Source organism: Acidimicrobiales bacterium, assembly GCA_035533095.1.
Lineage (GTDB): Bacteria > Actinomycetota > Acidimicrobiia > Acidimicrobiales > Palsa-688 > DATLUM01.
This window is the reverse complement of record DATLUM010000071.1, coordinates 112,136-126,231: the sequence shown is the minus strand read 5'-3', so window position 1 is coordinate 126,231 and position 14,096 is coordinate 112,136. Positions and strand designations below refer to the sequence as shown.

The window sequence follows — 14,096 nt, the reverse complement described above, 5'->3', positions numbered from 1 at the left end:
GATCACCATCGCCCCGCCGGAGTTGGTGCCCGAGTAACCGAGCGCGTTGTATTCCATCCAGGCCCCGCTGATGGTCACGTCGCACACCTGCTGGCAGGCCCCCACGTACATCCCGGAGTCGTCGAAGTTCGACGCGTAGATGTTGTCCCACCCGGCCGGCCCGGCGGCGCTGCTGGCGAAGATCCCGTAGGTGGGCGCCACCGTGGGGTTGCCGTAGTAGGTGGTGGTGGCTGTCAGGTAATTCCCCCAGTAGCCGTTCATGCCGATCTTGCCGATACCCGACCCGCCGTTCCACCAGATCTCGTTGCCCGACGAGCCGGTCCCGCTGAGGTAGTTGCAGACGGTCAGGTTCTGGATCCACACGTTGTCGGCCTGATAGGCGACGATGCCGTTGGTCCCGTAGTGCTTGCCCCCCGGTGCCGCCGGCCCGAGCTCCTGCCACTGAGCCTGCGGGTCGCACGGCACCGGGGCGCCGGACTTGGTCCCGTCGACGATGACCGAGGACCGGTCCATGCCGCGGATCCAGATGTCCGGCGTTCGCACCAGGACGCCGCCGTATTCGCCGAGGGCCGCTTGGGCCGCGCTGGGCGGGTGGGCCAGGTCGTCCTGTTCGTGGTAGTCGCCCGGGGCGATCAGGATGTAGTCACCCCGCTTGGCGGCATCCACCGCGGCCTGGATGGTGGAGTACTGCCCCTTGACCCCGTGGAAGGTCCCGACGAGAAGGGCGCGCGGCGACAACCTACTGCTGCAGGCGGTCAGCATGCCGGCAACAGCAAGGCAGGCCACCGCTCCTACGAAGCCCCGGCGAGCTCGCCTCCTCCGGCGCGGAATGGTGCCCGTTTCTGTCATGCCCACCCCCCGTGTCCTGGTCGCGCGCCGCAGACGCTAAGCCCTCCGGTGGGCATGCGCAATGACAGGCGCCTCCCCGAGATAAGAGCCCTGCCGGCAGGGACGCGACGGTAGCTTCGACGTCCATATCCCATGTGATCCATCGGCTTCTTCTAACAATGAGGAGAAGATCCACGATTACCCAGTAGCTGTGCCGCGTCGACTTCTGTTGCAGCCACCAGGCGAACCAGCCGCGGTAACGACGTTGAAGCTCCTCGTGAGGCCAGTCGGTGCCCCGAACCACCCCGCGACAGCGGACAGAGCCACATCCTGACCGGATACGAGGACTCGCCGTCGGACATCTTCCCAGCTTGCCGTACGAGCTTGCTTGATAACCATACGGGTCGTCCCGTATGGTTCTAGGCGTGCCGAGACCTCGATCTGCCGGCGTGGACGCATCGATCGCGGCGGCGGCGATCGATCTGCTTCGTGAGGTGGGTTACGCCAAGTTGACGATGGGGGAAGTGGCGAAGCGGGCTGGGGTAGGGAAGGACAGCCTGTATCGCCGATGGTCCAGCAAGGCGGCCTTGGTGCACGAAGTCGTCTTTGAGCGTTACCCGAGCGGCTATGGGGGTGCGCCGGCGACGGGGTCATTGCTTGGAGACGTCGAGGCCCTGACTGCGATGTTGCAGGAAGCGAATACGACGCCTGAAGCCGTCGCAGCGATACCGGGGCTGCTAGGCGAACGTGGTCGCGACCCCGCTCTCGAAGCGCGGCTGCAGGAACGGTGGTACAAACCGATGCGGGCCGGTTTTGCCGCGGTGCTCGATGCCGCTCACGCTCGAGGCGAGGCGACAGTCCCGGTCGCACCGGACCTGGTTGCTGACGTCTTGGTGGGAACGATGCTGTTTCGCATCAACCTGATGAGGGTTGAGGCTGACGCTTCGTTCGCGCGCCAGCTCGCCGAGTTCGTCGTGCGCGCGCTGACACCGCCCGCCCCCTCCCTCGCAATGGCCACATCGAGACCAGGAAAGAGCCCATGAGTCACCTCGCCCGGGCGGAGGCGGAGAGCTCCGCCCCGATCGAGATCGTCTGGCAGCTGCTGAGCACCGTCGGGGAGTGGCCCACGTGGTCACGCCACAAGATGGCTCGCCTTGAGCGAGACGGCAGCCCTACTGCTGACGGGGTTGGCGCCATCCGTGTGCTCGGTGTCGATCCGGCCAAGCCGACCAAATGCAATCGCGAAGAGGTCGTGGCCTTCGAGGCTCCAACCCACTTCGGCTACACCTTGCTCTCAGGCCAGCCGTTGGACGACTACCGCTCCGACGTTTACCTCAAAGCGCTCCCTGGCGGAGGAACCCGGATTACCTGGGAATCTCGATTCGGCACCCACGGCGTGACTGGTTGGTTTTGGGTTCTAGTCGTGCGCTGGGTTCTCAAGCGATGGTCGGCCGACCTCGCCAAGGGAGCGGAGCGAACCGGGTCTCCCTGACCGACCCCGAACGGACGCAGGTGGCCATCAGCGCGTTTGCCAGTCAGCTCCGGGAGATGCTTCGCGGTGCCGGCGCCGCTAGTTGCTCTGGCCGGTCTCCTCTCTTTCCGCGACTGAGTCGCGGGGAGGACGGATCTCCTTCCGGCGATCGCGCAGCCGAAGTGCGACGATTCGCTCATGTTTGCGATCGGCGAGCGTTCCGACCTCTGAGAACCAGTGCAGACGGCGGAGCTCCTCGTCTTCGTCCCGGGTCAGACATGTGTCGGACGAGTTGGCCTGCTGGTTTGCTTCGGGCTCCGGCGACATCGAGGTACTGGGGCAGTCAACAGCGACTCTCGGCCTCGACGGCACGGCTAGGTTCTCCATGCCGCAAGACCTCCTCAGGGCGTCAGTGAGCCTGTCGGGGACAACTGGCTTGGTGAAGAAGTGGCGGGCTCCCGCTGCAATGCAGCGATCCTCGACCGCGGGATCGTCCCGCGCGGTCAGTATCACCACGGGCAGGATGGGATACTTCGCAGCGATTCGAGCACAGACTTCGACGCCGTCCATGTCTGGCATCATCACATCCAGCACGACCGCCTGAGGAGAAACGACCGGGATCAGGCCCAAGCCGATCGGTCCGGTCATGGCCTCGAAGACTGTGAACCCCTCCTCTTCGAGCAACACCCTCAGGAACCGCAGGATCACAGGCTCATCGTCGATAATCAGCACTACTGGCGATGTCGAGTCTTCCATCCGCTGCCCCCGATAGGTGCTTGGGTCCACTACGAGTCATCGGCGGGGCTACCCCCGTCCTGTAGCAGACGTGCGCGTCCCACGCGGCCGACTAGCGGGTATCAGACGCAGGCGATGTCGCAGTCGTAGCCGGAGGTGTATTGGATGAAATCGAGGCCGCCGAGGAACCTGTTCCACTGGTCGTGGGAGAAGTAGACACCGACCTCGCCGCTAGGCAAAGCGTTGACCATGCCGTCAAGAACCGCCTCGGCGGTGTTCAAATACACCTGGACCGGAACCCTGTAACTGGTAGTGCTGTACCTGGAGTCGACGCTTGGAGCGCTATCGGCACCTACGCGTGCTCTACGGCTTGACGGCAAGGTCATACGTGAAGCTGACGGATTCTTCGAAGTTGCCGTCGGGCTGTACAGCAAGGAGGCGATCTCGCAGGTCACGCTCGAAGGCCTCGACGTGGTCGCCCAAGGCCGACCGGGACAGGATGGAGGTGGAGTGGGCGAATCCGGCCAGGGTCTCAAGAGTCCAGATGTGGGGCGCCGTGAACTCGTAGGTGCCGATCACCGTGAGGCCGGCGCTGGCGAGCACTGTGAGGTTCGGTGCCTGGGTCAGCGTTTCCGCGAGATTCGATGGGATGTTCTCGTGGGATCCGGTGACCTGCATCCAGTGAACCACCAACTCCAAGGCGGCCTTTTGCCAGGGGGCGGGTCCCTGCCAGGGCATTGATGTCCACAGTAGGGCGATGTGACCGGCGGGCTGAAGCCACTGGATCGCGAGAGCGGCGATGCGGCGGCGGTCGAGGCGGTGGAACGCGTCGCCAACTGTCACCAGCTCAAAGTGGCCTGCGACATCGAGGTCTTCGGCTCGGCCGGTCCGCCAGTTGATGTGAGCGGCTCCTCGCTCGGCGGCGAGGTCCTTGGCGAAGCTGACCGACTCTTCCTCTTGGTCGATTGCGAGGACATCAGCGAAGTGCTCGGAGAGGGCGAAGGTCACCCGGCCTGGCCCACACGCCAGGTCCAGGAGCCGGCCGGTGCCGCTCAGGACGGCCCGGATGACTAGGTCGTCGATCAGCAGGGACGGATAGGGAACCCGGCAGCGGTCGTAGTAGCGGGCCGTGCCCTGATACAGGCCGGACCGGAACTCGGGTGTCGACTCCATCTCTCCATCATCACCCAACCACCACAACCCGGCAGCACCTAGCCAGGTAGCCGATCGACTGGGCTTACGTCACAGACAAGCACTCCGTAATCCGACCAGAGCGACGGGATGACGAGCACCTTCGCGTGTACTTGTTTGGAGCAGGAGCGGCCGCCTTTGCTGGGTGACTATCGCCCGGGTGCGGGTTGGGCGATAGCGTCGCCGCTGCCCCGACGGGTCTCTTCGCCGTTCTTCAGGCGGCTGGCAACTCGGCCACCTCTGCCAGGAGGGTTGCCGCGCGCAGCCGGTTTTCGAATCCCGGGGACATGAGAGTGACGATCAGCTCATCGGCGTCGGCGTGCTTGGCGAAACTGTCCAGATAACGCCTGACGGCGGGCGGATCGCCGACAGCGGTGTACTCCATCATCTGCAGAACCTGCTGGCCTGCCCGTGAGTCCAATAGGGCGTCAGCTTGCTCATCGGTCACCTGGTCGCCCCGAGCGAGAAAACGAGCGACCCGGCGCCGTTGGGCATACAGCAGATGAGCGTCCGCCTGGGCGGTGGTGTTGGCCACGACGACATTGACCCCTGCGATCACATAGGCCCGATCGAGCTGTTCTGACGGTCGGAACCGTTCGCGGTACAGGGCGATCGCCTGCTCGAGCGCATCGGGCGCGAAGTGCGAAGCAAAGGCGAAAGGCAGCCCGAGGGCGGCGGCCAGGGACGCCCCAAACAGCGAAGAACCCAAGACATAAAGGGGGACGTTGGTGCCCTTACCAGGCGTCGCTTCCACCCCTGGCACCCGGCTCGGCCCGCTGAGGTAGCCCTGGAGCTCAACCACGTCGTGCGGAAAGTTCTCGGCGGCCATCGGGTCGCGCCGCAATGCCCGCTGCGTGAGCTGGTCGCTCCCCGGCGCCCGACCTACGCCAAGGTCGATCCGGCCCATGTGCAGCTCGGCGAGCGTCCCGAACTGCTCGGCGATGATCAACGGTGGATGGTTCGGCAACATGATCCCGCCCGCGCCGAGCCGTATACGTTCCGTGTGCGCTGCGACATTGGCGATGAGGACGCTCGTCGCCGACGACGCGACAGAGGCCATGTTGTGGTGTTCGGCGTACCAGACCCTGTTGTACCCGGCTTGCTCTGCCCGTTTGGCGAGGACCACGGTCGCTTCCAAGCTCTCACGAACGGTCTGATGCTCACTAACCGTCGCAAGGTCCAAGATCGACAGCGGATACTTCATGGCGACCACAGCATCGCATCAGCTCGATCCCACGGGCCACTCAAAGACAAAGAGCTCAACCCTTCCCCTACGTCGCCGTTCCAGCCCATATCGCTGCATTTCCATCGAGCAAGAGGCAGGCGGAGACGGATTGTGGGCTAACGGCCCTAGGCGGACTGTGCCGGCGAAGGTGCAATTGGACCAGTGGTTCTGTGGAAGACAGCCGGTCCGGAAGAATTCAGCGGGGAGTCACGACACCCCTTTGGCCGCATTGTGCCGAACGGTCGCTTGGAGGATCGGGACCCGGATTTTATCCGGGCCGTGCTGCCGGCGGCGTGGCTGGCCGCGACCCTCTGGTTCAGGGCCGACGTCCATGGCTTGGAGAACATCCCCGCTTCCGGCCCTGTCTTGTTGGTCGGCAACCATTCGGGCGGGAACATGACGCCGGACACGATGGTGTTAGTGCTGGCCTTCTGCGGCTACTTCGGAGCAGACCGCCCCTTTTACCAGTTGGCGCACAACCTGGTGATGGCTCAGCCGGTGCTGCAGCCGCTGCGCAAGTTCGGGATGATGTTGGCTGCCGAGTCGAATGCCCGGGCTGCCCTCGACCGGGGGGCCGCCGTGCTCGTCTACCCGGGCGGCGACGTCGAGGTGCACCGTCCCTCTTGGGAGTCTGGGAAGGTCGAACTCGCGGGGCGGAGCGGGTTCATCCACCTGGCCTTGCAGCGGGGGGTCCCTGTCGTGCCGGTGGTCTCTGTGGGGGGCCAGGAGACGGCCTTGTTCCTGTCCAGTGGCCAGAGGTTGGCTCGCGCGCTGGGTTTGGACCGCCTGTTCCAGCTCAAAGTCCTGCCGGTCTCCCTGGCCCTGCCGTGGGGAATCAACGTCGGCGATTTCTTGGGGCATCTACCCCTTCCGGCGAAGCTGCAGGTCCAGGTCCTCGAGCCTGTCGACCTACATGAGTTCTTTGGCGACCGCGACGTCGAAGGTGCCTACCGTCATGTGAGATCCCTGATGCAAAGCGCCCTGGACTCGATGTCCGAGCGGCGGCGGTTCCCGGTGCTGGGGTGATGTTTGGCATGCACGAGAGGAGCCAGATGCGGGTCGCCGCATCACCGGGGCGGGTGTGGGCCGCCATAACCGACCCCGCCTGGTACGCCAGTTCCATACCGGGACTGTCCCGTTGGGAGCCCCAGTCGGACCGTCTCACCGTGGGGTCACGCGTGGAGTTCCGGATGGATATTGGCACCGCTCCTGTTGGCGGACTGCTGGAAGTGGTCGCCTCTGAGCCGGGGCGGCGGATCGACTGGCGGACGGTCAGGGGGCTGGCGACCGAAGGGCGGTGGGACATCCAGCCTGCGGGCAACGCGAGCGACGTACACCTGACCGTGACCTACCGGGTCCCCGGTCCGCTGGGTGCTCTCATGGCCATCGCCGCGGGCCCCATGGTCCGGCGCGCCCTCGCCGGCACGCTGGCCGCGCTGCGCTCGGAGGTGGAGGGCGCGACCGGCGTTCCTATCGAGCGGCCGGCACCACCGGCTCCAGTCAGGCTCGGTCCGCTAGGGGTGGCCGCCACGCTGGCCCGGGCAGGGCTATTCACGGCTGCGACAGGAGCAGCGGCTATCCGCTCAGGCGTTGAACTTTCCCGCACGGGCATCACGCCGGCCGGCGCATACGTCTTCGGCGCCGCCCGCTTCGCCGATCGGCCCGCCGTGATCGACGAGAAGGGCAGCTTGACCTTCGCTGAGATGGACCGTCGGGTGCGATCCCTGGCCGGGTCGCTCTCGCGCCGAGGGGTGTCGGAGTCCGACCGTGTGGCGGTCATGTGCCGCAACCATCGTGGCTTCGTGGAGTCCGTGGCCGCCCTGTCGCGCATAGGCGCCGACGTGATCCTGCTCAACACCTCCTTGGCGGCCCCCCAGGTGGCGTCCGTCGTCGAGCGCGAACGAGTCGCCTGTTTGATCGCGGACGCCGAGTTCCTGCCCCTGATGGAAGGCATCCCCCTACCCAGGGTGGTCGCGACCGACGGTCGGAGGGACCTGGCCGTCGCGGCCCTGACAGACCTGGACGGTCAGCCAACTGGGCCAGTTCCCCGACCTGGGAGGCCAGGAACGCATTACGTGCTGCTCACATCGGGCACCACCAGCGAGCCCAAAAGTGCCAGCCGGCCAGTACCTCTCACTTTGGACCCGGTCGTCGGGTTCGTCGACCGAGTTCCTATGCGGGTCGGAGATACGACGCTCATCGCCTCGCCGATGTTCCACGCGCTCGGGTTCGGCCAGCTCTCATTCGCGTGGCTGCTTTCGGCCACGATCGTGCTGCGCCCGACATTCGACCCCGAGGCGGTGCTGAAACTAATAGCACGGCACCATATCGAGGTCCTGGTAGTAGTCCCCGCCATGGTCAGCCAGCTCGTGGAGCTGCCCGCCGACGTCCGCGGTCGCTACGACACGTCATCGCTGCGCGTCGCCGTCTGCAGCGGCGCCGCTTTGCGAGGAGATCTAGCCGTCAGGTTCATGGACATCTACGGGGACGTCCTGTACAACCTCTACGGCTCGACCGAGGCCGCCTTCGCCACAGTCGCCCGGCCACAGGACCTACGCGCCGCGCCAGGGACGGTCGGGCGGCCTCTGCGCGGGGTCACAGTGCGGGTGCGCGACTCAAACAGCGCCGATCTCCCAGCGGGCGTAACCGGGCGGATCCTCGTCGGAGGCCCCCTAGCCGTCCAGGATGGCAAGCGACCCTCGCCAGGGGCCGACCTGCAACTCATGCCGACCGGGGACCTGGGGCACTTCGACGTCATGGGTCGCCTGCACGTAGACAGCCGGGAAGACGACATGATCATCTCGGGCGGCGAGAACGTCTACCCCCAGCCAATCGAGGACATCCTGATGACACATCCGGCCATCACCGATGCTGCGGTTATAGGCGTGCCCGACCCACGCTACGGCGAGCGTGTCGTCGCTTTCATCGTTCCGGGGCCGGGGCCACGCACCGACTCCGACGATATCCGCCGCTACCTCCGTCAGAGACTGCCCCGCTATATGGTTCCCCGGCAGGTGGTGTTCGTAGACTCCATCCCCCACAACGGCATGGGCAAGCCCCTGCACCGGGTTCTGCGCCAAGCACTAGGAGGCCCCCCGGACTTTCCCAGAACACCGGCTGTCTAGGGCTCGATCACGGTCCAGCCGCGGCGACGAAGCTCGACGGCGAGCTTCTCAGCAGGGACGTGGGCGATGATCTGCTCCTGCGCAGAGAGCCGCCACGCCGGGACCGCGGCGGGGGTGGCCCCGTCAGACTCTGCATCTTGTAACCGGTCGATGAACGCCTCCGCCTCGTCACGAGTGAACCTGCCCGCGGCCTGACGCTGGGTGAAACCCATTGGGCCGCGCGCGTCCCGGAAGTCGGTGTGGCCCGCTTCCTTGAGCAGCTCGAGCAGCTCCTGAACCTGCTTCGAGGTCGCTGGTGGGCCTGACTGCTGACCGAACGCCATGGCAGACAGTCTTGCCGGTGTGGCCCGGGTGTCCTGATCGCCGTACAACCAAGACCACGGCGGGTCCTCGGACTCGATCAGCGGCCCGCTTTCCTCCAGCGGAAGTGCACGAACACCCGCCCGAAGTTGTCGGAGTCCTTCTCCACTCGGTCGTAGAGGACCTTCACATCCTTTTGGTCAAGGAACCGCAGCACCCTCTTCTTCAGCTGTCCGCTTCCCTTGCCGGGGATGATCTCGACCAACGTCGCCTTCTTACGCACAGCCTCGTCGATCACGGCCCGCAGGGCTCGATCGATCTCATCCCCCCGGTTGTAGAGGTCGTGTAAATCGAGCTTCAGTTTCACCGCTATGGGGTCTCCACTTTGGCGGCCCTCCTTCGCCGTTAGCCCGGTGCCGAGAAGAGCACGCGGCGCCAGGTCTGGGCCAGCGTGGCCGCCGCCACTTCGACGGAGACGTCCCGATTGCGGGCAAACGTCTCGAAGAGGTACCGCTCGTTCATCCACACCAGGGCTCGAGCCGTCTCGGCCGGATACTCCAGCGAGGTGAGGCCGCGCCGGGCCAGATCGGCGAACCGCCTCTCCACAGGGTCGAGAAAAGACTCGACCATCTCGTGCCATGCCACCTGGATCCGGCTGCCGCTGGTGGCGGCGTCACTGAAGGCGAGCAGCAGGGCCCAGTGGCGAGACCACACCCGCGCCAGCGCGGTGTTGGCTTCGAGGATGCCCCCGTCCGGGTCGGTGTCGAGCAGGAGCCACCGGTTGGCCGCGTCAGCGAGTTCGGTGCGGACACTGGCGAGCAAGGCCAGCAACACGGATTCGAGGTCGGGGAAGTAGCGGTAGAAGGCGGTCCTGGTAAGCCCCGAGGCGGCCATCACGTCTTCGACGCGCAGATCGGCGTAGGGCCGATCGCCGAGCAGCCGCTCGACGGCGTCCATAATCGTCCGCTTCGTCGCCTCCCTCCGGGCCTGGCGGCGCCCGGGGTGATTGCTCGAGTCCACGACTGCCACTTGACGGAGCCTACCGGTGGTGCGAATCTGTGACACAGCGTCACGTTTTGGGGGAGGAGCAGCGATATGTCAAATGACCACGGCGCGCCGGGCGCACCCACCGTTGCCGAAACCGTGTCTGACTCGGCCAAGGCATGGGGAGTCCCGTCGCCGACCACGGCCATGTTCGACTTCGACTACACCAGCGGGAGGGACCAACTCCTCCGCCTTTACGACAAAGGCACCCGCCGGCAGTGGATCGGTTCCGAGCGCCTCGATTGGGATCAGGATGTCGATCCCAACCGGCCGATCGGCATGCCGGACGAGGCCCATCCTCTCTGCGGGTCGCCGTGGTGGGACAAGTTCGACCGCAAGGAGAAGGACCTTGCCCATCGGGAGTTCGAGGCGTGGCGGCTCAGCCAGTTCATGCACGGCGAGCAGGGCGCCCTGATCTCGGTGGCCAAGATCGTGCAGTCGGTGCCGAACATCGACTCCAAGTTCTACGCGGCCACTCAGACCATCGACGAAGCCCGCCACGTCGAGGTCTACAGCCGTTACCTGCACGACAAGATCGGCCTGGTGTATCCAATCAACGGCAACCTGGCCAGCCTGCTCCAAGACACCGTCAGCGACAGTCGCTGGGACATCACCTATCTAGGGATGCAGGTCCTGATCGAGGGTCTGGCGCTGGCCTCGTTCGGTCTGATCCGCAACATGGCCGCCGAGCCTTTGGCCAAGGCCATCAACGCCTACGTGATGCAGGACGAGGCCCGTCACGTCATGTTCGGCCGGTTGGCCTTGCGCGACTACTACCCGCAGCTGACCGAGACAGAGCGGGAGGAGCGGGAAGACTTCTGCGTTGACGCCTGCTACCGCATGCGGGATCGCTTCATGGCGGAGGAGGTCTGGGAGCGCCTCGGGCTACCCCCCGAAGCCACCAAATGGGTGGATGAGAGCGACCTGTTCCTGCAGTTCCGCGTCTACCTCTTCACGCGCATCGTGCCGATCATCCGGGACATCGGGCTGTGGGGGCCGAAGATCCGCCGGGCGTTCGAGGACATGGGCGTCATGGGGTTCGCCGATAGCGACATCGACGCGGAGATGGCGAGCGATGAGGCCGCCGCCGAGGAGTTCGACCAGCAGCACCGGGCCCACATCGAGGAGATGGCCAAGGCGGCCGCCTCCGGCTGACGTGGTTGGGGGTCGTATTTCACCACGCCGACTACTTGGGGCGTGAAGGCACTTCCAGCGCCCGGTGGATAGCGTTGGTATGTGGGCAGCCCGACGAAGAAAGAAACGGTCGGCATCGAGGGAGGCGAGGCGGCGTACATACCGCTTCCCGAGGGCCTGTCCGACCCTGCTGTGCAGGCCCGTTCGGTCTTCGACCGCATCGCACGGCTCTACGACTGTGCTCGGCCCGGGTACCCAGCTGCGGCTGTCGCCGATCTGCGTGCGCTGTGCCGGATTGCAGAGCCCAGCGAAGTGCTGGAAATCGGATGCGGCACAGGGCAGCTGACGCGCGATCTCGCTGCGATGGGGGCGCAGATTCGCTGCGTGGAAGCCGGCGCAGAACTGGCCGAACTCGCTCGAAGGAACCTGTCGAGGTCCCCGAACGTCGAGGTCACCACTTCAACGTTCGAATCCTTTGCGTGCAGGCCCGCCAGCTTCGACGTCGTGGTGTCGGCAACGGCGTTTCACTGGATCGACCCGAACCTGTCGTACGCCAAGGCGGCCAGCGTGCTCCGACCCGGTGGCCACTTGGCCCTGCTGACCAACGCCCACAGTGCCGGGGGCACCCATACGGCTGAGGTATTCGGTGAAGCAGTACGAGACCTCCACCGCCGCCTCGCTCCAGAGGTAGGCGCCTGGACGTTTCCCAACGCCGACGAGATCGATCTCAGAGCCAAGACTGGCGGCGATATCGCCGAGGTATGGGGACGAGTGGACCGCCGGCTCTGGGATCCTCCACCTGTCGCGGATCTCTTCGAATCACCGACGGTCCATACCTATCGGTGGATTGTCAGCTACGACCCCGACGGCTACCTAGCCATGCTCGCCTCGCAATCCTCCTACGCCTTGATGGATGAGCGCACGCGCGACGAGCTTCTCGACGGCATCAGGAGGCTGATCAGCAGGCACCTTGGAGATGTTGTCACCAAGGAGTACGTGACCATTCTGGCGGTAGCCAGGAGGCGGATCCCTCCCACAACAAGCGCTTCATATTCCGACGACCCAGAATCGTCTGGCAGCAGATAGGGGGAACTGCGACTCTTGACCGATGCCGCAAGACCATTTCGGTGAGAGCGTCGCCGTACTCTATGACGAGAGCTGGCGGGCATGTCCCACGTCTCGGTGTGGAAGAAGACGGCGACCCTTCTGGGTGAACCTTCAAAGCCCTCGCAAGCTCATGCCCCGGGAACGACGATCTGGGTTGGTGGCACCGGCAGCCTCGTCGTTGTATCGAGATCCCGCCGGTGATAGCAAAGGCCTCGTGGATGTGATGGCGATGGCCCGTCAGGAGCGGACCGAGATGGCCGACTTCCTGGCATCGTTGCGATTGGAGTAGTGGGATCACCCGAGTCTGTGTCTGGGGTGGGCTGACGCCCCGTGGTGCCACCGCGCGATTCGGCGGCCGGGTTGGGCTGGTCGATGCTCTGATTCACCATCAGGACATGCGCCGACCGCTCGGCATACGACGGCAGATTCCGGCCGAGCGGCTGCTCTGTGCGCTGCCGTTCGCGGTGACCGCTCCACCGTTGCGGGGGTTCTGGAATGCCCGCGGCGTACGACTAGTCGCCACCGACCTCGACTGGTCGCGTGGCGCAGGGCCCGAAGCGCGAGGTCCCGCGGAAGCGGTCCTCATGGTCCTAGCTGGTCGCCGCGGCGTGGCTGCCGATCTCACCGGTCCGGGGGCGTCGATCCTGCAACGGCGCCTTGGGTAACCGCCTAATGGACTGTCGCGTTCTCATTACGTCGGTGGCCAGCCGGGGGCGACACCTGAACTCAACCTTGTGGGCCGGCGGTCAACAGCTCGTGCCAGACGCGACCATCGAGGTGCGTCGCCTCGGTGGTCTCCACGAACCCGGTCAGCGCTTCTATGAAACGTTGAGGCTCCTCGACGTGGGGGAAATGGCCGGATTCTTCGAAGAGCACGAGTTGGCTGCCGGGCATCGCCTGGTGCGCTTCGTGGGCGTGGGCGACAGGGATGATCCCGTCGCGTTCACCCCACACGATGAGGGTGGGCAGCAGAGACGACAGGTAGAGCCGGTCGTGAGCGCTCACCGCTTGACCACCCATGTCGACGACAGCCCGAAGCGTCCGCAAGAACGCCGCGCGGGTCTCGGAGTCGGTCAGTGAGACGTAGCCCCGCCACTCTTCCTCGAGGCGCGGCGCCCGGAGGCCCAAGCCGCGCAAGCTGCGGCTGATCGCGTTCCCGGCGTCACGCACGAACGACGGGAAGAGGATCGGCATGAGGAACTCGACACCGGGGAACGTGAGAGCGCGGAGGATCCACGAGACCTCCTGGCCTAGTCCGCCGCTCGAGACCAGCACCAGGCGTTCGCAGTGCCTGGGATGTTGGTAAGCAAGCTGCATCGCCACCCCACCGCCAAGTGATTGGCCGACGACCGTGGCGCCGTCAATTCCGATGGCGGCAAGGAGGTCCCGCAGAGCGTTCGCGTGAGCTCCCAGCGAATAGTCCTGGCGTGGCTTGTCGGATTCTCCGTGGCCGGGAAGGTCGGGAGCGACGACCGTGTAGCGCTGCGTCAACGCCGGCATGACCTCACGCCAGGTGACCGAGCTGCCGGCCATCCCGTGTATCAGCAGCAGCACCGGGCGCTTGCTCGCCGGGTCGTCCCCGCCGATGCGGTAGACGACCCGGTGGCCGTGCAGCTGAACGACACGCTTCTCCACTGGCGTCACACCGAGAAGCTAGCGCGGCCACGACGCGGGGCGATCTCCTCGATCAGGCGGCGAACGGCACGCACGCGCATCTCCAGGTGGACCGAAGCTCATCCCTCATCGCGCAGCGATGGCGACGAGGCTTCTGTCGCGAAGAGGCGAACTGCGACCTGATGATCTCGTCAGCGGTGCTTCCATGATGAGCGAACTCACATGGGCCGCCCAGGTCTTTGCATGTCATTGTCTTCATCGGTCTGCTTCCTTTCAGATGGAGACGGTGTCGTTCCGGATCAGGATGTCGTTCCGGATCTGG

The 14,096-nt window shown here is 65.4% G+C and carries 17 protein-coding genes; 8 read left to right on the top strand and 9 right to left on the bottom strand.

The window, feature by feature from the left end:
- A partial coding sequence (locus VNF71_09415) for a hypothetical protein (protein ID HVA74769.1) occupies nucleotides 1–786 on the bottom strand: 786 nt, incomplete at its 3' end.
- A gap of 467 nt (nucleotides 787–1,253) precedes the next feature.
- Between VNF71_09415 and VNF71_09410 the strand changes: the two genes are divergently transcribed.
- Nucleotides 1,254–1,871: a TetR/AcrR family transcriptional regulator gene (locus VNF71_09410; GenBank protein ID HVA74768.1), complete on the top strand. Its 618-nt coding sequence runs from the start codon at nucleotides 1,254–1,256 to the stop codon at nucleotides 1,869–1,871.
- The gene (locus tag VNF71_09405; GenBank protein ID HVA74767.1) at nucleotides 1,868–2,320 is read left to right on the top strand and encodes an SRPBCC family protein; all 453 of its coding nucleotides are present in this window, start codon (nucleotides 1,868–1,870) and stop codon (nucleotides 2,318–2,320) included. The genes VNF71_09410 and VNF71_09405 overlap by 4 nt, the downstream gene beginning before the upstream one ends.
- Before the next feature lie 78 nt (nucleotides 2,321–2,398).
- Here the strand turns inward: VNF71_09405 and VNF71_09400 are convergent, their stop codons facing one another.
- From VNF71_09400 to VNF71_09385, 4 genes are all read right to left on the bottom strand, one after another.
- Nucleotides 2,399–3,055, bottom strand: coding sequence for a response regulator (locus tag VNF71_09400; protein ID HVA74766.1), 657 nt, complete (start codon nucleotides 3,053–3,055; stop codon nucleotides 2,399–2,401).
- Nucleotides 3,056–3,156: 101 nt separating this feature from the next.
- Nucleotides 3,157–3,321, bottom strand: coding sequence for a hypothetical protein (locus VNF71_09395; GenBank protein ID HVA74765.1), 165 nt, complete (start codon nucleotides 3,319–3,321; stop codon nucleotides 3,157–3,159).
- A gap of 76 nt (nucleotides 3,322–3,397) precedes the next feature.
- Nucleotides 3,398–4,207: a methyltransferase domain-containing protein gene (locus VNF71_09390; protein ID HVA74764.1), complete on the bottom strand. Its 810-nt coding sequence runs from the start codon at nucleotides 4,205–4,207 to the stop codon at nucleotides 3,398–3,400.
- Nucleotides 4,208–4,439: 232 nt separating this feature from the next.
- Nucleotides 4,440–5,429: an LLM class flavin-dependent oxidoreductase gene (locus VNF71_09385; GenBank protein HVA74763.1), complete on the bottom strand. Its 990-nt coding sequence runs from the start codon at nucleotides 5,427–5,429 to the stop codon at nucleotides 4,440–4,442.
- A 300-nt stretch (nucleotides 5,430–5,729) separates the two neighbouring features.
- On the opposite strand from VNF71_09385, the gene VNF71_09380 reads away from it, so the two are divergent.
- Together VNF71_09380 and VNF71_09375 are read left to right on the top strand one after the other, a co-directional pair.
- Entirely contained in the window at nucleotides 5,730–6,476 is a 747-nt protein-coding gene (locus tag VNF71_09380; GenBank protein HVA74762.1) for a 1-acyl-sn-glycerol-3-phosphate acyltransferase, read from the top strand.
- 8 nt (nucleotides 6,477–6,484) lie between these two features.
- The gene (locus VNF71_09375; protein ID HVA74761.1) at nucleotides 6,485–8,575 is read left to right on the top strand and encodes an AMP-binding protein; all 2,091 of its coding nucleotides are present in this window, start codon (nucleotides 6,485–6,487) and stop codon (nucleotides 8,573–8,575) included.
- On the opposite strand, the gene VNF71_09370 is transcribed toward VNF71_09375, so the two are convergent.
- The 3 genes from VNF71_09370 to VNF71_09360 form a co-directional block, all read right to left on the bottom strand.
- Nucleotides 8,572–8,898, bottom strand: a complete 327-nt coding sequence (locus VNF71_09370) for a hypothetical protein (GenBank protein ID HVA74760.1) — start codon at nucleotides 8,896–8,898, stop codon at nucleotides 8,572–8,574. The two genes, VNF71_09375 and VNF71_09370, sit on opposite strands and share 4 nt — an antisense overlap.
- Before the next feature lie 77 nt (nucleotides 8,899–8,975).
- Nucleotides 8,976–9,242, bottom strand: a complete 267-nt coding sequence (locus tag VNF71_09365; GenBank protein HVA74759.1) for a Smr/MutS family protein — start codon at nucleotides 9,240–9,242, stop codon at nucleotides 8,976–8,978.
- A 38-nt stretch (nucleotides 9,243–9,280) separates the two neighbouring features.
- Nucleotides 9,281–9,904: a TetR/AcrR family transcriptional regulator gene (locus tag VNF71_09360; GenBank protein HVA74758.1), complete on the bottom strand. Its 624-nt coding sequence runs from the start codon at nucleotides 9,902–9,904 to the stop codon at nucleotides 9,281–9,283.
- A gap of 66 nt (nucleotides 9,905–9,970) precedes the next feature.
- Here VNF71_09360 and VNF71_09355 point away from each other — a divergent pair, with 66 nt between their 5' ends.
- The 4 genes from VNF71_09355 to VNF71_09340 all read left to right on the top strand — a co-directional run bounded on the left by VNF71_09355 (nucleotide 9,971) and on the right by VNF71_09340 (nucleotide 12,825).
- A complete protein-coding gene (locus tag VNF71_09355) occupies nucleotides 9,971–11,074 on the top strand; it encodes a ferritin-like domain-containing protein (protein HVA74757.1) in 1,104 nt (367 codons plus the stop codon).
- Between the two features lie 81 nt (nucleotides 11,075–11,155).
- Nucleotides 11,156–12,139, top strand: coding sequence for a class I SAM-dependent methyltransferase (locus VNF71_09350; protein ID HVA74756.1), 984 nt, complete (start codon nucleotides 11,156–11,158; stop codon nucleotides 12,137–12,139).
- Nucleotides 12,140–12,317: 178 nt separating this feature from the next.
- Nucleotides 12,318–12,449 carry a hypothetical protein gene (locus tag VNF71_09345; GenBank protein HVA74755.1) on the top strand — a complete coding sequence of 44 codons (132 nt, stop codon included), beginning with the start codon at nucleotides 12,318–12,320 and terminating at the stop codon, nucleotides 12,447–12,449.
- Nucleotides 12,450–12,555: 106 nt separating this feature from the next.
- Nucleotides 12,556–12,825: a hypothetical protein gene (locus VNF71_09340; GenBank protein ID HVA74754.1), complete on the top strand. Its 270-nt coding sequence runs from the start codon at nucleotides 12,556–12,558 to the stop codon at nucleotides 12,823–12,825.
- 61 nt (nucleotides 12,826–12,886) lie between these two features.
- Here VNF71_09340 and VNF71_09335 read toward each other — a convergent pair whose 3' ends face one another.
- Nucleotides 12,887–13,804, bottom strand: coding sequence for an alpha/beta fold hydrolase (locus tag VNF71_09335; protein ID HVA74753.1), 918 nt, complete (start codon nucleotides 13,802–13,804; stop codon nucleotides 12,887–12,889).
- Between the last annotated feature and the right edge of the window lie 292 nt (nucleotides 13,805–14,096).